Origin of the sequence: Streptomyces sp. WAC07094, from assembly GCF_036320405.1 — a bacterium.
Classification (GTDB): domain Bacteria; phylum Actinomycetota; class Actinomycetes; order Streptomycetales; family Streptomycetaceae; genus Streptomyces; species Streptomyces lannensis.
In genome coordinates, this window is record NZ_JAVMJZ010000001.1 from 1761388 (window position 1) to 1780403 (window position 19016).

Annotated in this window: 17 protein-coding genes and 2 pseudogenes; 11 read left to right on the forward strand and 8 right to left on the reverse strand. The window is 70.4% G+C overall.

Going from position 1 to position 19016, the window contains the following annotated elements; translation table 11 throughout:
• Positions 1–104 precede the first annotated feature (104 nt).
• Positions 105–233, reverse strand: a complete 129-nt coding sequence (locus tag RCR19_RS07670; protein ID WP_331264439.1) for a hypothetical protein — start codon at positions 231–233, stop codon at positions 105–107.
• Entirely contained in the window at positions 208–1533 is a 1326-nt protein-coding gene (locus tag RCR19_RS07675; protein ID WP_331264440.1) for an OFA family MFS transporter, read from the reverse strand. The genes RCR19_RS07670 and RCR19_RS07675 overlap by 26 nt, the downstream gene beginning before the upstream one ends.
• A 222-nt stretch (positions 1534–1755) precedes the next feature.
• On the opposite strand from RCR19_RS07675, the gene RCR19_RS07680 reads away from it, so the two are divergent.
• The 3 genes and pseudogenes from RCR19_RS07680 (at position 1756) to fdhD (ending at position 3874) form a co-directional block, all read left to right on the forward strand.
• Positions 1756–2727, forward strand: a complete 972-nt coding sequence (locus RCR19_RS07680) for a 2-dehydropantoate 2-reductase (protein ID WP_331264441.1) — start codon at positions 1756–1758, stop codon at positions 2725–2727.
• Between the two features lie 114 nt (positions 2728–2841).
• Positions 2842–3018, forward strand: a pseudogene (locus RCR19_RS07685) (Fe-S-binding domain-containing protein); the annotation flags it as partial.
• A 7-nt stretch (positions 3019–3025) separates the two neighbouring features.
• The gene (fdhD, locus tag RCR19_RS07690; RefSeq protein ID WP_331264442.1) at positions 3026–3874 is read left to right on the forward strand and encodes a formate dehydrogenase accessory sulfurtransferase FdhD; all 849 of its coding nucleotides are present in this window, start codon (positions 3026–3028) and stop codon (positions 3872–3874) included.
• A 13-nt stretch (positions 3875–3887) separates the two neighbouring features.
• On the opposite strand, the gene RCR19_RS07695 is transcribed toward fdhD, so the two are convergent.
• Positions 3888–4703 carry a LysR substrate-binding domain-containing protein gene (locus RCR19_RS07695; protein WP_331264443.1) on the reverse strand — a complete coding sequence of 272 codons (816 nt, stop codon included), beginning with the start codon at positions 4701–4703 and terminating at the stop codon, positions 3888–3890.
• Positions 4704–4844: 141 nt separating this feature from the next.
• Here RCR19_RS07695 and RCR19_RS07700 point away from each other — a divergent pair, with 141 nt between their 5' ends.
• A complete protein-coding gene (locus RCR19_RS07700) occupies positions 4845–5564 on the forward strand; it encodes an SDR family oxidoreductase (RefSeq protein WP_331264444.1) in 720 nt (239 codons plus the stop codon).
• Between the two features lie 54 nt (positions 5565–5618).
• Here the strand turns inward: RCR19_RS07700 and RCR19_RS07705 are convergent, their stop codons facing one another.
• The gene (locus RCR19_RS07705; RefSeq protein WP_331264445.1) at positions 5619–6146 is read right to left on the reverse strand and encodes an isochorismatase family protein; all 528 of its coding nucleotides are present in this window, start codon (positions 6144–6146) and stop codon (positions 5619–5621) included.
• Between the two features lie 892 nt (positions 6147–7038).
• Positions 7039–8079, reverse strand: coding sequence for a bile acid:sodium symporter family protein (locus RCR19_RS07710; protein WP_331264446.1), 1041 nt, complete (start codon positions 8077–8079; stop codon positions 7039–7041).
• Between the two features lie 133 nt (positions 8080–8212).
• Here RCR19_RS07710 and RCR19_RS07715 point away from each other — a divergent pair, with 133 nt between their 5' ends.
• Positions 8213–9076: a LysR substrate-binding domain-containing protein gene (locus RCR19_RS07715; RefSeq protein WP_331264447.1), complete on the forward strand. Its 864-nt coding sequence runs from the start codon at positions 8213–8215 to the stop codon at positions 9074–9076.
• Between the two features lie 102 nt (positions 9077–9178).
• Entirely contained in the window at positions 9179–9787 is a 609-nt protein-coding gene (locus RCR19_RS07720; protein WP_331269369.1) for a flavin reductase family protein, read from the forward strand.
• Positions 9788–9810: 23 nt separating this feature from the next.
• On the opposite strand, the gene RCR19_RS07725 is transcribed toward RCR19_RS07720, so the two are convergent.
• The gene (locus RCR19_RS07725) at positions 9811–10947 is read right to left on the reverse strand and encodes an ABC transporter permease (RefSeq protein WP_331264448.1); all 1137 of its coding nucleotides are present in this window, start codon (positions 10945–10947) and stop codon (positions 9811–9813) included.
• Positions 10948–11247: 300 nt separating this feature from the next.
• On the opposite strand from RCR19_RS07725, the gene RCR19_RS07730 reads away from it, so the two are divergent.
• Positions 11248–11802, forward strand: coding sequence for a TetR family transcriptional regulator (locus RCR19_RS07730; protein ID WP_331264449.1), 555 nt, complete (start codon positions 11248–11250; stop codon positions 11800–11802).
• Between the two features lie 66 nt (positions 11803–11868).
• On the opposite strand, the gene RCR19_RS07735 is transcribed toward RCR19_RS07730, so the two are convergent.
• Entirely contained in the window at positions 11869–12849 is a 981-nt protein-coding gene (locus tag RCR19_RS07735; RefSeq protein ID WP_331264450.1) for an Lrp/AsnC family transcriptional regulator, read from the reverse strand.
• Positions 12850–12959: 110 nt separating this feature from the next.
• Here RCR19_RS07735 and RCR19_RS07740 point away from each other — a divergent pair, with 110 nt between their 5' ends.
• The 4 genes from RCR19_RS07740 (at position 12960) to RCR19_RS07755 (ending at position 18806) form a co-directional block, all read left to right on the forward strand.
• Positions 12960–14444 (forward strand): MFS transporter, encoded by a 1485-nt coding sequence (locus RCR19_RS07740; protein ID WP_331264451.1) that lies wholly within the window; start codon positions 12960–12962, stop codon positions 14442–14444.
• A 279-nt stretch (positions 14445–14723) separates the two neighbouring features.
• A complete protein-coding gene (locus RCR19_RS07745) occupies positions 14724–16550 on the forward strand; it encodes an AMP-binding protein (RefSeq protein ID WP_331264452.1) in 1827 nt (608 codons plus the stop codon).
• A 450-nt stretch (positions 16551–17000) separates the two neighbouring features.
• Positions 17001–17837 carry an aldo/keto reductase gene (locus RCR19_RS07750; RefSeq protein ID WP_331264453.1) on the forward strand — a complete coding sequence of 279 codons (837 nt, stop codon included), beginning with the start codon at positions 17001–17003 and terminating at the stop codon, positions 17835–17837.
• Positions 17838–18110: 273 nt separating this feature from the next.
• A complete protein-coding gene (locus RCR19_RS07755; protein WP_059129358.1) occupies positions 18111–18806 on the forward strand; it encodes a glycoside hydrolase family 75 protein in 696 nt (231 codons plus the stop codon).
• Positions 18807–18872: 66 nt separating this feature from the next.
• Here the strand turns inward: RCR19_RS07755 and RCR19_RS07760 are convergent.
• Positions 18873–18965: pseudogene (locus tag RCR19_RS07760) on the reverse strand (short-chain dehydrogenase); the annotation flags it as partial.
• Positions 18966–19016: the final 51 nt, after the last annotated feature.

Genomic DNA, 19016 nt, shown 5'->3' on the forward strand with positions numbered 1-19016 from the left:
TCACCGGTACGACGGCACGTGAACCGACAGGAATGGGACGCCCCTGTTGTCGGCTTCCCGCAGACCCCCGGACGCCCGGGGGTCTCCCGTACGGCTCTTCGGCCTCACCCGGTGAAGAGCTGCTTGGCCTTCAGGACGAGCTCGTAGAGGCCGTAGCACAGGGGCGCACCCACCCACACCCAGGAGAGGGCGATCAGTGCGCGGCGGTCACGCTGGCTGCTCTCGCCGGCCATCGGCGACCTCCTGCGGTGCGGGGATGTGATGGCGGGGGTGGACCGGCCGCACGAACTCGTTGGCGACGAACCCGATGACGAGCAACCCGATCATGATCATGAATGAGAGGCCGTAGAGGGCCGAACCGTGCTTGCCGGCTTCCTTCTGGTGGTCGGCGATCCAGTTCACGATCAGCGGACCGAGAACGCCCGCCGTGGACCAGGCGGTGAGCAGGCGGCCGTGGATCGCGCCGACCTGGTACGTCCCGAACAGGTCCTTCAGATAGGCGGGGATCGTCGCGAAGCCGCCGCCGTAGAAGGAGAGGATCACGAGCGCGCACAGGATGAACAGCGGTTTCGACGAGTCGCCGAACGACGCGATCAGCAGGTACATGACCGCGCCGACGCCCAGGTAGACGCGGTAGATGTTCTTGCGTCCGATCAGGTCCGAGGTGGATGACCACCCGATACGGCCCGCCATGTTGGCAGCGGACAGCAGTGCCACGAAGCCGGCGGCCGCGGAGACCGACACCGGTGTGGAGGTGTCCGTGAAGAAGTCCGTGATCATCGGGGCGGCCTTCTCGAGGATCCCGATGCCGGCGGTCACGTTCATGCAGAGCACGATCCACAGGCACCAGAACTGCGGGGTGCGCACGGCGCTCGCCGCCGAGACCTGGACCCCCTCGAAGGCGCTCGGCCCGTCCTCCACGGGCTTCTCGGTGCGCGGCACCCGCACCAGCAGGACACCCAGCGCCATGAAGACGGCGTAGGACAGTCCGTGAACGAGGAAGGCGAGCGCGATGCCCGAGTGGTCGGAGCCGAAGGACTCCAGCATCTGCGCCGACCACGGCGAGGCGATGAGCGCGCCGCCGCCGAACCCCATGATGGCGATGCCGGTGGCCATGCCGGGCCGGTCCGGGAACCACTTGATGAGCGTGGAGACGGGGGAGATGTAACCGATGCCGAGGCCTATGCCGCCGACGAAGCCGTAGCCGAGGACGATCAGCCAGTACTGCTCGGTCTGCGCCCCCAGCGCCGCGATCAGGAAACCGGAGGAGAAGCAGATCAGGGCGACGGTCATGGCCCAGCGCGGTCCGTTGCGCTCCACGAGCGTGCCGCCGAACGCGGCCGACAGACCGAGCATCACGATGGCCAGCTGGAACGGCAGCGCACTCTGGGTGCCGTTGAGGTCGAGTGCGGACTCCAGCGGCGGCTTGAACACGCTCCAGGCGTAGGCCTGTCCGATGGAGAGGTGGACCGAAAGAGCGGCGGGCGGAACCAGCCAACGGCTCCATCCCGGGGGAGCAACAGGAGGACTCATGATCCCGGACGGTACGAACCCCGTGGGTTGTTGAAAACGGTCGCGTCGACCGTATGCGGTGAGCGGTATCCAGGCTGCGCCGAACGGTCGTCGCCTCCCGCCCCGGACGCTGCGCGAACCCTTGCCGCGCACTATCTCCATACTGTAGACAATATTTCGTCGACATGATTCGACGCGTCGCGTCACCTCCGCGGTACTCCCTCGACCGAACGGAGTGTTCCTGTGAAAGTCGCAGTCCTCGGCGCCGGAGCCATCGGCGCCTATGTCGGTGCCGCACTCCACCGTGCGGGCGCCGATGTGCATCTCATCGCCCGTGGACCGAATCTGGCGGCCATGAGGCGGGACGGAGTGCGGGTGATCAGCCCACGTGGCGACTTCACCGCGCACGCCCACGCCACCGACGACCCGGCCGAGGTCGGCCCCGTCGACTATGTGTTCCTGGGCCTGAAGGCCAACTCGTACGCGGCGTGCGGGCCGCTGATCGAGCCGCTCCTGCACGACACGACGGCGGTCGTGGCCGCCCAGAACGGCATCCCCTGGTGGTACTTCCACCGGCACGGCGGCCCCTACGAGGGCCATCGCATCGAGAGTGTGGACCCCGACGGCGCGGTCAGTGCGGTGCTCGCGCCCGAACGGGCCATCGGATGCGTCGTCTACGCGGCCACCGAACTGGAGGCCCCGGGGGTCGTCCGCCACCTCGAAGGAACCCGATTCTCCATCGGGGAACCCGACCGCAGTGTGTCGGACCGCTGTCAGGCACTCAGCGAGGCCATGCAGTCGGGCGGACTCAAGTGCCCCGTCGAGCCGGACCTGCGCAATGACATCTGGCTCAAGCTGCTGGGCAACATCTCCTTCAACCCCATCAGCGCACTGGCCCGCGCGACCATGCGCCAGATGTGCCTGCACGGCGGCACCCGCAAGGTCATCGAGACCATGATGCAGGAGACCCTCGCGGTCGCCGAGGCCCTCGGATGCACCGTCGGCGTCTCCATCGAGCGGCGGCTCGCGGGCGCGGAACGCGTCGGTGACCACCGCACCTCCACCCTGCAGGACCTGGAACGCGGCAAACCGCTCGAACTCGACGTCCTGCTGGCGGCCGTCGTCGAACTGGCGGAGATCACCAAGGTCGAGGTGCCCACCCTGCGCACCGTCCACGCCATCTCGGACCTGCTCGCGCTCAGGAGCGCCGCATGAGACGACACGGTGCGGGGACCCGGCCCGGGCCCCCGCACCGGTCCGCGCCGTCTCCCGTGCGCCGTCGGCCCCGGCCGGCGGGCGCGGCGCCGCGCGCGGTCCGGGGACGGTCCGGCTCGAACGGGTACCACCACGGTGTGCGACCACCGCGGAGCGGGCTGCCGACCCGCCCCGCGGGTGCAGGACAATGAGATCGTCGAGGTCACCTCGCGGCACGACCACCCGGTGACCGAAGGCGACCTCGGCATCAAGGGCCGTTTCGGCCGCCAGCACGTACAGAACCGGGGCTGATCAGGACATGGGACGAGTCACGGAACGACGCAAGGTGATCCGCATCCGGGACGGCGCGGTCTCGGCCCGGCCCGACACGCTCGTCGCCGAGGAACCACTCGAGATCAGGCTCAACGGCAAACCACTCGCGATCACCATGCGCACCCCCGGCGACGACTTCGCGCTGGCGGCGGGGTTCCTGGTCAGCGAGGGCGTGCTGGCCGAGCAGAGCGATCTGCAGAACATCGTGTACTGCGCGGGGGCCACGGTCGACGGCTCCAACACCTACAACGTGGTGGACGTGCGGACCGCGCCCGGCGTGGTGATCCCCGACATCACACTGGAGCGCAACGTCTACACCACCTCGTCCTGCGGCCTGTGCGGCAAGGCGAGCCTGGACGCGGTGCGGACGACGGCGCGCTGGCCCATCACCGACACTCCCCCGGTCCGGCTGGACCCCACGCTGCTCGCGAGCCTCCCCGACCGGCTCAGGGCGGCCCAGCGGGTCTTCGACCGGACCGGGGGCCTGCACGCCGCGGCCCTGTTCACCGAGGACGGCGAACTGCTCGACATCCGTGAGGACGTGGGCCGGCACAACGCGGTCGACAAACTGGTCGGTCGCGCCCTGCAGAACGGCGACCTGCCCCTCTCGCGGGCCGTGCTGCTGGTCTCGGGCCGGGCCTCCTTCGAGCTGGCCCAGAAGGCCGTGATGGCGGGCATCCCGGTGCTGGCCGCGGTCTCGGCCCCGTCGTCGCTGGCCGTGGACCTGGCCGCCGAGACCGGCCTGACCCTGGTCGGCTTCCTGCGGGGCAGTTCCATGAACGTGTACGCGGGTGAGGACCGCATCGCCCTGCGGACCGCGGCAGCCCGGGGCTGACCCGTGCCCCGGCTCAGCCCCGTTCCTGAGCGATCCGGGCGAATTCGGCGATCAGGGGTGAGCGACGGCCGGTCTCCCAGGCCAGGAACACCTGGTCGGGCTCGGCGTCCCGGACGGGTACGTAGGCGATGTCCGGGCGCGAGTACTGCTCCGCCACCGACGCGGGCACGAGGGTGATGCCCGCGCCCGCCGCCACACTCTCGAATTTCTCTTCGACGGTGCGGATCGGCAGATCGCCCGGCCGGGGATCGGAGTAGCGCAGCCACGGCTCGCCCTCCAGGTCGGCGAGGGCGAGCTCCTGTTTGCCGGCGAGCCGGTGGTCCGTGGGCAGCATCGCCACCCGCGCCTCGCTGAACAGCGCGACGAGTGTCAGTCCCTGCTCGCGGATCGGCCGCCGGACATAGGCGAGGTCCACGGTTCCGTCCAGGATCGACTGTTCCTGGTCGTCCCATTCGACGCGGCGTGCCTTGACCTCGACGTCCGGATGGACCGCCCCGAAGGCGCGCAGGGCGCCGGTGACGACGACACCCGCCCGGAAACCGACGACGAGGCGGCGCGGCCCGTGTGCGGCGCCGAGCACCCGGCGCCGGGTCGCGGCCGCGTTGGCCAGCAGATGCCGGGCGTCGTCAAGGAGTTGGCGCCCGGCCGCCGTCAACCTCACACCATGGCTGTCCCGTTCGAAGAGACGGACGTCCAAGTCCTTCTCCAGCGCCCGGATCTGACGGCTCAGCACCGGCTGCGCGATGTGCAGGGACTCGGCGGCACGCCCGAAGTGCAGCTGTTCCGCGACCGCCGTGAAGTAGCGGACCTTCCGCAGGTCCAGATCCATGGCCGCCCCTTCCGTCGCTCCGGTGGCGATGCCTTCAGGGTATCGCCACCGCGAAAAGAGGTCTTGGACGGCGGGGCGGCCGGGGCCACAGGCTGGATGACGTCGGACAGACGTGAGGTCGAGCAGGGAAGGGACATCGACATGAGCCTGCAAGGACAGCGGATCGTCGTGATCGGCGGTACATCGGGCATCGGTCTCGCCGTCGCGGAGGCGGCCGGGCGGGAGGGGGCGGACATCCTGGTCGCCTCGCGCCGGCGGCAGAGCGTGGACGCGGCGCTGGAGCGGCTGCCGCACGGCACCGAGGGCCATGTGCTCGACGCGACGGACGAAGCAGCGGTGGGCGCCTTCTTCCAACGCGTCGGCGCCTTCGACCACCTGGTCTACACGGCGGGTGAGTCGCTGCTGATGGAGGGCTTCCTGGAGTCGGACCTGGACCGGGCCCGGCGCTTCCTCGACACCCGGCTGTGGGGCGCCTGCACGGCCGTCAAACAGGGTGCCCCCTTGATGCGCAAGGGCGGCTCCGTGGTGCTCACCACCGGGACGGCGGGGCACCGGCCGATGCCCGGCACGACCGTGGCGGCGAGCCTGTGCGGAGCGATGGAGTCGCTGACCCGGGCGCTGGCACTGGAGCTCGCCCCCCTCCGCGTCAACGTGGTCTCCCCCGGTGTGGTGCGCACCGATCTGTGGCGCGATCTGCCGGAGGAGGACCGCAAGGGGCTGTACGAGTCCTCCGCCGGGTCGCTGCCGGTGGGGCGGGTGGGCGAGCCCGCCGACATCGCCGAGGCGTACCTCTACCTGATGCGCGGCGGCTACAGCAACGGGTCGGTGGTGGTCGTGGACGGCGGCGGGGTACTGGTCTGAGGTCGGGCGGTGGTCGGGCGCCCGAGGCTCACGCCGTGGTCGGGCGCCCGGGGCTCATGCGCTGGTCAGACGCACGTGGGAGGCGGTCGCGACCGACCCCAGCCGTGGGAAGTCGAACCTGACCGACGCCTCGTGCTCGGCGGCGGTGAACGCCGTCATGGCGTCCTCCACGAAGACGAGTTCGTAGCCGAGGTCGGCCGCCGCGCGGGCGGTGGACTCCACGCCCAGGTTGGTGGCGATGCCGCCGAAAACCAGGGTGCGGATGCCGCGCTCGCGCAGGCGCTCGTCCAGGTCGGTGCCCTGGAAGCCGCCGATCGTCCGCTTCACCACCTCCACGTCGCCGTCCCGGAGCAGACCGGGCACCAGGCCGCTGCCCGGCGGCTGCTCGGCCACGCTGGGACGCTCGACACGGATGAGGACGACGGGGGCGCCGGCCGACCGGAACACGCCGGCCAGTTCCTCCGCCGCGGCGAGGACTTCCGTGCCCTTGCGGGGCTCCAGCGGCAGGGCGACGATGCGCTCCATCAGGTCGACGAGCACGAGGGCGGTGCGCGCTGGGTCGAGCGCGAGGGGTGCGTTCATGACGGAACGTTATCTCCCGTCAGCCGTCCGTACCGGAAATCCCGATCAACATATCCGTGAACCGGTCGCGTTCAGTGATCGACGTCGCGCCGAACGGCTCCGCCGGGGAAGGCGGGGCACGTTCCCGGCGAGGGGCGGCGCGCGCGGCTCGCACGGCCCGGAAGCGGAGGTCGGGCGCCACGCTCGACGCCGGATCGGCACGGAACTCCGACGCCGCCACGCGCACCGACGACGACTCCCGCTCCCGGGTGAAGCCGCCCGGGCGACAGGGCCGTGGTTCGGCGCGTCCACAGCGCCTGCGGACCGACACATGCCGGAGCACACCCCGGCCGCAGGCGTCCTCGGCCGGCTCCGGCCCACGGCTCGCCTCGGCACCCACTGGGCGCCGGGGACCCCTCGCCCGGGCGGACTTCAGCGGTACCGCGCCCCCGTACCGACCCGCCGTGCGTGACGCCGACCGGTGCACTACCACCCGGAACACGGCACGCCCGGGGGGCTGCGGCGGGCGACCGGTGTCGGGCGGAACGCCTACCGGTCGAACGCCACGGACGCCTCGGCACCGGCAGACTTCGGATAACACGCGCCCCTGTACCCGTGCGCAGCCGACCGTTGCTCTCAGCGGACCACGGCACGCCCCGAGGGCTGTGCGGCCCAACTATGCACGGGCGTGAGGCGCCGACAGCCCTCGGGCGTGCCCTGCGCCGTGCGTGACGCCTCCAGGCCGGGCACAACGGGGGTCTCGCCCGGGCGGCGGACAATAACGCGCCCCCCTACCGGTGCGAGTCCTCGACGGCGAGCACCCGGTACCCGCACAACTCGCGGGCACGCCCGGCACCGGGCTGCGGCGGGCGACCGGTGCCGCGCACTGCGGGCGCCTCGGCACCGGCGAACCTCAGCGGTAACGCGCCCCCGTACCGACCGCCGTGCGCGACGTCGCGGCCGGTGCGATGGCGACCGGCGCGTTCCGGGGGTCGCGGGAGCGACGCTTGGCGATCACCGCGCACACCATGAGCTGCATCTGGTGGAAGAGCATCAGCGGGAGGACGGCCAGCGAGGCGTGGGCGCCGAAGAGGACGCTGGCCATCGGCAGACCGGAGGCCAGGGACTTCTTGGACCCGGCGAACTGGATCGCGATCCGGTCCTCCCGGGTGAAGCCCAGCGCCCGGCTGCCGTACCAGGTCAGGAGCAGCATCACGCCGAGCAGCGCCGCCTCGACGACGAGGAGGCCGCCCAGCCTGAGCGGGCTCACCTGGTGCCAGATGCCCTGGACCATGCCCTCGCTGAAGGCGGTGTAGACGACCAGCAGGATCGAGCCGCGGTCGACGAGCCCGAGCACCTTCTTGTGCCGGGTGATGAAGCCGCCGACCCACGGCCGCAGCACCTGCCCGGCGACGAAGGGCACCAGCAGTTGCAGAACGATCTTGATCAGGGAGTCCGCCGAGAAACCACCGCCGCTGCCCCCGAGCAGCGCGGCGGCGAGCAGCGGGGTGATCACGATGCCGGCGAGCGAGGAGAAGGAGCCCGCGCAGATCGCGGCGGGCACGTTTCCGCGCGCGATCGAGGTGAAGGCGATCGAGGACTGGATGGTGGACGGGACGAGGGTGAGGAAGAGCAGGCCGGTGAAGAGGCTGTGGGTCAGCAGCACCGGCACCAGTCCACGCGCCGCAAGACCCAGCAACGGGAAGACCACGAACGTACTGGCCAGCACCGTGACGTGCAGTCGCCAGTGCTTGAACCCCGCGATCGCCTCACGCGTGGAGAGCCGGGCCCCGTACAGGAAGAAGAGCAGGGCGATCGCGGCCGTGGAGGCACCGGATGCCACATCGGCGGCCGTGTCCCGGGCCGGGAAGAGAGCCGCCAGACCCACCGTTCCCAGCAGCAGGACGATGAACGGATCGACGGGCATCCACGACGGCCACTGCAGGCGTTTCACTGTGCTCCATTGCTTCGCTGTACCTACCGTGCCGGACACGGTCGCGCCCTCCCCATCGTCCTCTTCCGGCAGCCGATCGGGAATCCGGTATACCGCTCTGACTGTTATCGCGCTCCGCGATAACGTGGGGAGGATGTACGACCCTTCCCAGTTGCGCACGTTCCTGGCCGTGGCCCAGACGCTGAGCTTCACTCAGGCCGCCCGGCGGCTCGGGCTGCGCCAGTCGACGGTCAGCCAGCACGTACGGCGGCTGGAGGACACAACCGGACGGCAGCTGTTCTCCCGGGACACGCACTCCGTGGAACTGACGGAGGACGGCGAGGCGATGCTCGGCTTCGCTCGGCGGATCCTGGAGGTCCACGAGCAGGCGACGGCGTTCTTCACCGGGACCCGGCTGCGCGGGCGGCTGCGGTTCGGCGCTTCGGAGGACTTCGTGCTGACCCGGCTGCCGGAGATCCTGGAGGCGTTCCGGTACGACCATCCCGAGGTCGACCTCGAACTGACGGTCGAGCTGTCCGGCACGCTGCACGAGCGCCTCGCGGCGGGCCGTCTTGATCTGGTGCTCGCCAAACGGCGGCCCGAGGACCGGCGCGGCGAACTGGTCTGGCACGACAGGCTGGTGTGGATCGGCGCGGAGCGGCTGCGCCTCGACCCCGACCGGCCGGTTCCGCTGATCGTCTACCCACCGCCCGGGATCACCCGCGCCCTCGCCCTGGAGGCCCTCGAGAGTCAGGGCCGGGCCTGGCGCATCGCGTGCACCAGCGGCAGCCTCAACGGTCTGATCGCGGCGGCCCGCGCCGGACTCGGCGTGATGGCGCACTCCCGGGGACTGGTGCCGCCCGGCCTGGTGCGCGTACCCGAGCGTGCCGGGCTGCCGGAGCTCGGCGAGATCGACTTCGTACTGGCGCACGGCCCCCGTCAGGGCCCGGCCCGCACCGCCGCCCAGGCTCTGGCGGGGGCGATCCTGGCGGCGGGGGACCGCCTCCATCGGCGCTGAACAGGGCCGGTACGGACGAAGGCCGGCCACGGAACCTCGCGCCCCTCGCCGCGGGCCGCGTCTTGACCGTGACGGAGCGTGTCCGGCTCCATACTGGTCGCCATGCGCGTCGAGTTCGACCCCGAGGAGATGAGCACCGACTCCTTCTACAGGTTCCTGACGTCGGTCGTCGTGCCCCGCCCGATCGCCTGGGTGTCCACGGTCACCACGGACGGCGGCACCGAGAACCTCGCCCCGCACTCCTTCTTCAGCATCGCCAGCACCGATCCGCCGATCGTGCAGTTCACCTCGATCGGCCGCAAGGACTCCCTGCGCAATGTCGAGGACACCGGCGAGTTCGTCGTCAACTTCTCCCCCGCCCCGTTGATGGCGGTGATCAACGCCACCGCCGTCGACCAGCCCCGGACGATCAGCGAGTTCGAGACCGCCGGCGTCGAGCGCGAGGACAGCCGGCGGGTGCGTCCACCGAGGGTCGCCGCCTCCCCCGTGGTACTGGAATGCCGGTCGCACACCACTTTGCGCATGGGCAACTCCACGCTGGTCTTCGGACGCGTGGTCCAAGCCGCCGTGGACGAGGGCTGCCTCGTCGGCGGCCGCCCCGACAGCCGGTCGCTCCAGCCGCTGACCAAGCTCGGCGGCGACGAATGGGGCACGCTGGGCGAGATCCTGCACCTGCGCCGCATCCCGTACGAGGAACCCGGCACGCACTGAGCCCGATCCGCGCCGGGCGGGGATCAGGCGTGCGCAGGTGGCTTCCCGCGGTGCGCGACATGCACGATGCCCGGCGAGGCGGCGATCCGGTCGAGTCCGAAGACGGCTCCGACGCACAGCACGACCCAGCAGGACAGGATCACCACCGCACTGCCGACACCGTCGTCGTGGAAGTACGCAAGGCCGTTGATGGCCCGCACCCCGACACCTGCGGGCATCACCGAGGCCAGCGGCTGGAGCCAGCCCGGCAGGAAGGACGGCGGCAGGACTCCGCCGCTGGTGGCATTGCCCATCACCAGCATGAAGATCGAGCCCAGTGGGACACCGACGGGGCCGAAGACACGGATGAGCAGGACCGTTCCGGCCGCCACCGCTCCCGCCATAAGCGTGATGACCCCCACGAGGGAGAGGAAGGAGCCCGGGATCGCATCGAAGATCGTCGCCGCGATGAGCGTCGTCGCGAGGCCCCCCACCACCGCGAAGATCCCGAGGCTGACCACTCGTTGCCTGAACGAGAGCCTCGGCGCGAGTTGGTACGTCATCTGGCCGAACAGGAATCCGGCGAGGACGAGCCCGAAGGAGGCGTAGAAGACGGACAGTCCACGGCTGTCCCCCTTCGACAGCGGAAGGATGTCCCGCACCTGGATCGTGCCGGTGTCCCCATGGGCGTCGCGGCCGAGCGGAGTGACCATAGCCGTGACCGCGAGGCCGTTGGCGCCCGCGTAGAGCAGGCGCGGGGAGCCGGTGGTGTCCACGTAGGCCGCGTACACACGGCGGTGCTCGACGGCCGACCTGGCGGTGTCCGCGTCCTGATAGCGCTCGACCTGGAAGGCGTCGGGCGCCATCCGTTGCAGCTTCACGTCGAAGAGTGCCGCCGCCCGGTCCGAGGCGGCGACCGCGATCGGCAGGCGATGGGCCCTCGGTGTGTGGAAGGCGGCGAGAAAGACCGAGACGAATACCAGGCCGATGGTCAGCACGGTGACGACCGGCACCAGCACCGCCTTGGTGCCGGTGAGCCCGCGCGGCACCGGCGCCGCGTCGGACTGCGGATGCGCCCGGTGCCGGGACCGGTTTCCGCGCTGTTCCGGATCCGTGGACGCCCAGGAGGGCGGGACGACATCGGGGCCCGTCGTCGCGGACGTGAATCCCTCTTGATGCACGGGCACAGCTCCTGATGGATCGCCAAGTCAGCACTTGCTGACATAGCAATGTAGGGAATTCCGGCGCCCGACCGATTCCCCGTGCATACGAGGACGCCTAGTAGACGACGATCCGCCGACGCCCGCACTTCCGGCGTTCCATCCGTTGCTCGACGGGGCACGGGGACTGCGAGGTGCTACTACCTCGGCTCGTAGTCGTCCGCGTCGGCGTGACGCGACTCACTCCCCGTGCGCCGACGATCGGCCCGTCATGGCAGAGTCGCGGGCGGGGGACCGCACGAGGAGGGACCGTTTCCGTCGATGAGCACCGCAAAGCCGGCGCACCGCAGGGACTCCGCACGCAGCAAGGAGCGGTTGCTCCAGGCCGCGCGCGAGTTGCTGGCGGAGCGCGGTTTCGAACGCACCACGGTGCGGGACATCGGCGAACGCGCGGGGGTGGACCAGGCCTTGATCACCCGCTACTTCGGGAGCAAGGCCCGGCTCTTCATCGCGGTCCTGCGCGCCGAGGAGGGCGACGGCACGCTGCCGTCTCTGGCCGACCCCGAGCGGGTGCTCGACCTGTTCGAACGAGTCGGGCGGCTCGGCCCGGGCCCCGTGTTCCAGGTCGCCGTCCAGCCGACCCGGGATCCGGCCGTGCAGAAGGCCGCGCACGAAGCGCTGGAGGCCAGGATGATCGCCCCCTTGCAGGAACACTTCACGGCGCGGGGTCTGGACCGGCCGCGGTTGCGTGCCGAGGTGGCGACGGCCGCGTTCATCGGGGTGATCATGGGGCGTGGCGCCGGGGCGTTCGAGGAACTGGCGGCGGCGGACCCCACGGAACTGCTGCCGCTGGTGCGGGGGCTGCTGAGTCCGTGAGCGCGAGCGCCGGCCGCCGCCCACCCGCACAAAGAGCGGTTGCCCGTGGGGCCGGGCGCCCGCCGGTCAACGCGGCGGGCGCTGATAGGTGAGCTGTTTGACCCGGCGCAGGAACGGCGTCGTCTCCACATGCTGTACGCCTTCGAGCCGGCCGAGGGGCCCGCTCAGATAGGCGTACAGCTCCTGGGTGCTTCTGACCACCGCCGTCGCGACGATGTTCGACGGGCCGGCCGTGGCGGAGGCATGGGCGATCTCGGGATGCGTGGCGAGGGCCTCGCCGACGCAGTGCAGGGCGGCGGGCGCGGCGGTGATCCAGAGGACCGCGGCGACGGAGTGGCCGAACAGGTCCGCGTTGTACTCCGTGTCGATGTACACCGCACCGGAGGCCAGAAGCGCGTTCAGCCGGCGTTTGACCACGGACTCGGAGCGGCCGGTGGCGCGCTGGAGTTCGGGGTGGGTGGCCCGTCCGTCCCGCTCGAGCACGGCCAGCAGGGGTTCGTCCTCCGGTTCGATGCCGACCGGGCCGGGCCCCGGGGGCGGACCGGGCCGGAGAGCGGCGATCTGATCGTCCGTGAGCACGCCGAACTTGCGGATCCAGCCGTTCACCCCGCCGTAGTAACGGTGGAGCAACTGATGGGCGCGGATCTCCACCACACTCGGGGTCCGCGGCAGCTTGGCGAGCAGCAGATCGTCGTAATCGCCACGGGTGCGCGGCCGGGTCAGGCACAGGACCTCCGTGCCGCCGGAGGCGAGCCCGATCCAGTAGGTGTCGGGGCGTTTGGCGAGGGCGTCCGCGATGGTCAGCGCGGTGTCCGGGGCGCAGCGCACGCGCAGCATCCACTGGTCCTGGCCGAGGCGGTGGGCGTCCCGCAGCGCGACGACGCGAAGCCCTCCTTCGGCGCACAGTCTGCGATACCGGCGTGCCACGGTCTGGTCGGAGACGTCGAGCACCGCCGCGATCCGGCTGAACGAGGCCCGTCCGTCGATCTCCAGCGCCGACAGCAGTTGCAGGTCGAGCTTGTCGAGGGTGAGGGATTCCCTCTCCATCGGACCTTCCTTCGTCGAATTCCGACGCCCAGCGTTGCCTTGCGCTGCGATCGGCCGCTTGCCGCTCATCGTAGGGAGTCACACGCATCCATCGCAGAGGGAGTTGAGACATGCGCACATCGGGGCCGCTCACAGCGGTGTGCCTGAGCACATTCATGTTGCTGCTGGACGCGACGATCGTGGTCGTCGCACTGCCGGACATGGCACGGTCGTTGCACGCCTCCCTGAACGATCTGCAATGGGTCGTCGACGGGTACGCACTCGCACTCGCGGCACTGCTGCTCGGGATCGGGGCCGCGGCCGACATCCTCGGACGGCGCAGGGTGCACATCGCGGGTGTGGCCCTGTTCGCCGCGGCATCGCTGATGTGCGGGCTCGCCTCCGGGCCGGGCACGCTGGTCGCGGCCCGGGCGCTGCAGGGGGTGGGTGGGGCGGCGATGTACGCGACGACTCTTCCGCTGCTCGGTTCGGTCTACCGGGGACGGCAGCGGTCCGCCGCGCTCGGCATCTGGGGCGCCGTCAGCGGCTCGGCCGCGGCGGTGGGACCGGTCCTCGGCGGCGCGCTCACCGAGGGGCCCGGATGGCGGTGGATCTTCTTCGTGAACCTGCCGGTCAGCGTGGCCGCGGTGGTGCTCATGCTGCGGGCGGTGCCGGAGTCGCGGGGCCCGCGCGGCATGCGGATCGACTGGGCGGGCACGCTCGCCTTCGCGGGGTTCGCGGGCTGCACCACCTACGGTGTGGTGCGCGCGGGCGTGGACGGATGGTCCTCCGCCACGACGCTCGGTTCGTTCGGGCTCGCGACGCTGGCCCTGGCGCTGTTCGTGATGGTGGAGTGCCGGGTGGCCCATCCCCTGCTCGATCTGACGCTGCTGCGCAAGCCCGCGTTCGTGGGTGTGATGACGGGTGCGCTGGCCTTCAGCGGCGTGGCGTTCGGGATGACTCCGTACTTCTCCATCTGGACGCAGACGCTGCTCGGCATGAGTCCGGTGCACGGGGGGATGACGCTGCTGCCACTGACGTTCGCGTCCATGACGGTCGCCATCCTGGTCGGCCGGCTGCTGCACGGGGTGCCGGCCCGGCTGACCATCGGCGGCGGCATCCTCCTGATCGGTGCGGGCACCCTCTGCGAGGCCGTGCTGGACGTCGGCAGCAACTGGACCGCTCTGATGCCCGGGCTCGTCCTGGTGGGCATCGGCACCGGCCTCGTGTCGCCCACCGTGGCCGGAGCGGCGCTCGCCTCCGTGCCACCCGAGCGCGCGGGCATGGCGGGCGGAGCGGTGAATACCTTCCGTCAGTTGGGGTATGCCCTCGGCGTCGCGGCCTGCGGCACCGTACTGACGTCCCACATGCAGACCACGATGTCGCACGACTCGGCGCACGCTCTTGCGGGCGGTGGGGCCGCGGCCCTGCGGGGTGTCTTCTCCGAGCACACGCTGCGCTCCGCGTTCGCCTCGGGGCTCAACGCGGCTCTGGTGGTGGCGGGTCTGACGGGGATCGTGGCAGGTGCCCTGGTGCTGATCCTGGTGCGGCAGCCGCGGGCCGCGGTCGTGCAGCCGGCGCCCGAGGTGCTGGAGAAGACGGCGGCGCCGAGCTGAACGGCGCGGGCGGTGGTCTCGATAACCGGCCACCGCTCGGTGATACTCGCGAGTAGGGTGCGGGGAGCGGTAAATGCGTCGCACAGATTCCGTGGAGATTAAGGGTCAACAACCTACGGCTCCGTAGGAAAATGCGCCCGACGCCACCCCATGTGCGGTCATTTTCCTTGGCTGACCTGTGCGTCTGCCACGAATGCCCCGGAAAACACCCCCCTCCCGAACGGCCGTGCGTTTGGGGTAGCTTTCACGGCGCTGTGCGGAGCGCCACAAGGAGTGGGATTGCGCGAGTTCACCAACCCTCCGTTGGCATCGGCGCCGCCGGTGGGCGGTCTGGCCGATGTCATCTTCGAGTATGCCCAGGAAGATCCGCTCCGTGTCGCCCTCGGCCGCAAGGACGAGGAAGGCCGGTGGCGTGATGTGACCGCCGCGGAGTTCCGCGACGAGGTCCTCGCGCTCGCCAAGGGGCTGCTGGCGCACGGCGTCCGGTTCGGCGACCGCGTCGCCATCATGTGCCGTACGCGCTACGAGTGGACGCTCTTCGACTTCGCCCTCTGGACGATCGGCGCCCAGGTGGTGCCCATCTACCCCACCTCGTCGGCCGAGCAGGTCTTCTGGATGCTGTACGACGCTCAGGTGTCGGCCGCCATGGTGGAACACGAGGACCACGCGATGACGATCGCCACGGTCATCGACAGGCTGCCCCAGCTGCACCGGCTGTGGCAGCTCGACGTGGGTGCGGTGCAGGAGCTGTACGACGCGGGCGCGCACATCGAGGACGAGGTGGTGCACCGGCACCGGCAGGCGGTCACCCCCGACTCGACGGCGACGGTCATCTACACCTCCGGCACCACCGGCCGCCCGAAGGGCTGTGTCATCTCGCACGGCAACTTCATGTTCGAGGGCGACACGGTCATCGAACGCTGGGAGCCGGTCTTCCACTCCAAGAGGGGCGACGAGGCCTCCACACTGCTGTTCCTGCCGCTGGCCCACGTCTTCGGGCGGATGGTCGAGGTCGCCTGCATCCGCGGCCGGGTCAAGATCGGCCATCAGCCCCAGCTGAACGCGGCCGCGCTGCTGCCCGACCTGGCCGCGTTCAAGCCCACGTTCTTCCTCGCCGTGCCCTACATCTTCGAGAAGGTCTTCAACGCGGCCCGCCGCAAGGCCGAGAAGGAGGGCCGCTCCGGCCCCTTCGAGAAGGCGGTCGAGGTCGCCGTCAAGTACGCGGACGCCATGGAGTCGAAGGCGTGGGGCACGGGCCCCGGCCCGTCGGCGAGCCTGCGGATGCAGCACGGCTTCTTCGACAAGGTCGTCTACGCCAAGATCCGAGCGGCGATGGGCGGCCGGGTGCGCCACGCGATGTCGGGCGGCTCGGGCATGGACCGCAGACTCGGGCTGTTCTTCGCCGGCGCCGGTGTGCACATATACGAGGGTTACGGGCTGACGGAGTCGACCGCGGCGGCGACCGCGAACCCGCCCGAGCGCACCCGGTACGGCACGGTGGGCCAGGCGATCCCGGGTACGACCGTGCACATCGCGGACGACGGCGAGGTCTGGCTGCACGGCAGCCATGTCTTCCAGGGCTACCTCAACAACCCCAAGGCCACCGACGAGTCCCTGCACGACGGCTGGCTCGCCACGGGCGACCTGGGTTCCCTCGACGAGGACGGCTTCCTCACCATCACGGGGCGCAAGAAGGAGATCCTCGTGACCTCCGGCGGCAAGAGCGTCTCGCCCGGGGTGCTCGAGGAGCGTGTACGGGACCATCCGCTGGTCGCGCAGTGCATCGTCGTCGGCAACGACCGGCCCTACGTCGCGGCCCTCGTCACGCTCGACTCGGAGGCCGTGGAGCACTGGTTGCAGATGCGCGGCAAGCCGAACATGCCCCCGGCCGATCTGGTTCGCGATCCGGATCTGGAGACCGAGGTGCGACGCGCGGTGGTCGCGGCGAACACCCTGGTCTCGCAGGCGGAGTCGATCCGCACGTTCCGTATCCTCGCGCACCAGTTCACCGAGGAGCACGGACTGCTCACACCGTCGCTGAAGCTCAAGCGCAAGGCGATCGAGACCGCGTACTCGAACGAGGTGGAGGCGCTCTACCGGGCCTGAGCCGGTCGCCGACCGCGGGTCGCCGGTCGCCCGGTGCCGACCGCCGGTTGCCGGTTGCCGTGCCGAGGGTCTCGCCGGGACCGTACGAGGCGACGCCGCCGCTCCACCCGGGGCACCTGTCACGACGACCGGCAGATGAGTTGCACGGCCGGATCGCCCGTCTCGCGGCCGGGCGCGCCCGGTGGAGGACCTTCCCTCGTTCACGTAGGCGTCGCGAGCCGGTCGTGTTCACATGTATGCACCGGGTCCATCAACGCGTTCGGTGTCGCAATACAGGGTCGCGGGACGGCCGACCCCGGTCAACGGTCCGTCGGGCGGAGCCGGAACCATTTCCGGCCAATCCACGGCCGTCACCGATGTTCCCTCAGGACACGCCCGGCCAGGAATGCAGGTCCGGCCGTGATCGTCGACCATGGGAACACCACCCCACGACTGAAGGATCGAGAGCTCGTGAGCAGCAAGGTCCCTCCGATCATCCTGAACAACGGCGTCGCGATGCCCCAGCTGGGCTTCGGTGTCTGGCAGGTGCCGGACGACGAGGCGCAGAGGGCCGTCGCCACCGCCCTGGAGGCCGGGTACCGCAGCATCGACACGGCGGCGATCTACGGCAACGAGGAGGGCGTCGGCAGGGCGGTCGCCGCCTCCGGCATCCCGCGCAAGGATCTCTTCGTCACCACCAAGCTCTGGAACGCCGACCACGGGTACGACCCCGCGATGCGCGCGCTCGACGTGTCGCTGGAGAAGCTCGGCCTGGAGTACGTGGACCTCTACCTGATCCACTGGCCGTTGCCGTCCCGGGGCAGATTCGTCGAGACGTTCCAGGCCATGGAGAAGCTCAACGCCGACGGCCGCGCCAAGGCGATCGGCGTCTCCAACTTCCTTCCGGAGCACCTTCGCACCCTGATCGCCCACGCCTCGCTCATCCCGGCGGTCAACCAGATCGAACTGCATCCGCACATGCAGCAGCACGCGGCGCGCGAGTACCACGCACAGCAGGGCATCACCACGGAAGCGTGGTCCCCGCTGGGTCAGGGCAGAGGCCTCCTCGAGGTCCCGGCGATCATCGCCATCGCGCAGAAGCACAACCGCACCCCTGCCCAGATCGTGCTGCGCTGGCACATCCAGCTGGGCAACGTCGTGATCCCGAAGTCCGTGACGCCCGACCGGATCAGGGAGAACATCGAGGTCTTCGACTTCTCGCTGGACACCGAGGACATGGCGGCGATCAGCGCGCTCAACGAGGACCGTCGCCTCGGCCCCGACCCCGCGACCTTCGACGTGGGCTGACGCTGCCGCGCACCCGTTCGTGAACCCGCCGGGGCCCGGCACCGATCCGTCCCGGCCGGCCCGCGGGTGGCCTCCGCCCCGGCCCGGCCCGGGCGGAACCCGAGAATCCGGTGGTCAGCGGACTGCGCGCCGACGGTGATCCGCCCCTTCGTGCGCAGGACCGGCCGACGCCGAAATCCCCTTTGCCTCAAGGGGGTTGACGCGGTCATGCAAGTCGGTCCACCTTGTACGGCACCCGGTAAGGAAACTTTCCTAACAGAAGGGTCCCCCACAGTGCGCACTCGAACACTGACCCTCGCCGCGGCCTCCGGCGCCGCACTTCTCGCCACCGCGGTGCTCCCCACGAACGCATCGGGAGCGGCCGCCCCCAAGTCCCCCCAGGAGGGCACCGTCAGCGCGTCCGCCCTGCTCGCCAAGGTGACGTCCTGTTCGCAGATATCGAACGGCAAGTACAAGACCGACGACGAGACCTCGGCCACCATCCCCGTGTGCGGCAAGAACGGCGCGGTGTTCTGGAAGGCCGACATGGACATCGACTGCGACGGCCAGGTCACGGCCAACTGCAACGGCGACACCGACCCCTGGTTCCAGGACGACACCGCCTTCCACCAGTCCGACGGCAGGCCCCTGCGCGCCGACTCGCTGCCGTACGTCGTCGTGCCGAGCTCCAGCAGCATCTGGAAGTACTCCAGCGCCGGCATCAAGGGCGGCGGCGTGGTGGCCGTCATCTACAACAACAAGGTCGAGTACGCGGTCGTCGGTGACACCGGCCCCACGCAGATCATCGGCGAGGCCTCGTACGCCACCGCGAACGCTCTCGGCATCGACCCGGACCCGGAGACCGGCGGCGCGGACTCGGGCGTGACGTACATCCTGTTCAAGAACTCGCAGGTGTCGCCGATCGAGAGTCACAGCGCGGCCGTCTCCCTCGGCCAGTCGCTGGCCCAGCAGTTCATCCAGAACAACTGACACAGGGCCCGGCCTGCACGGTACTGCGGTCCTCCGCGGGACCGGGCAGGCCGGCGCCCGTCGCTCCGGCAGCCCGATCGGACGTACGACCACGGCGTCGGCGTCGACACCCTCGGGCTGCCGGATCGCCCGGAGGATCGAGTCGGCGATCCGGTCGGCGGCGCTCCCCCGCGACCGTCACCAGGCCCCCGGGACTGCAGAGTTCGCCGG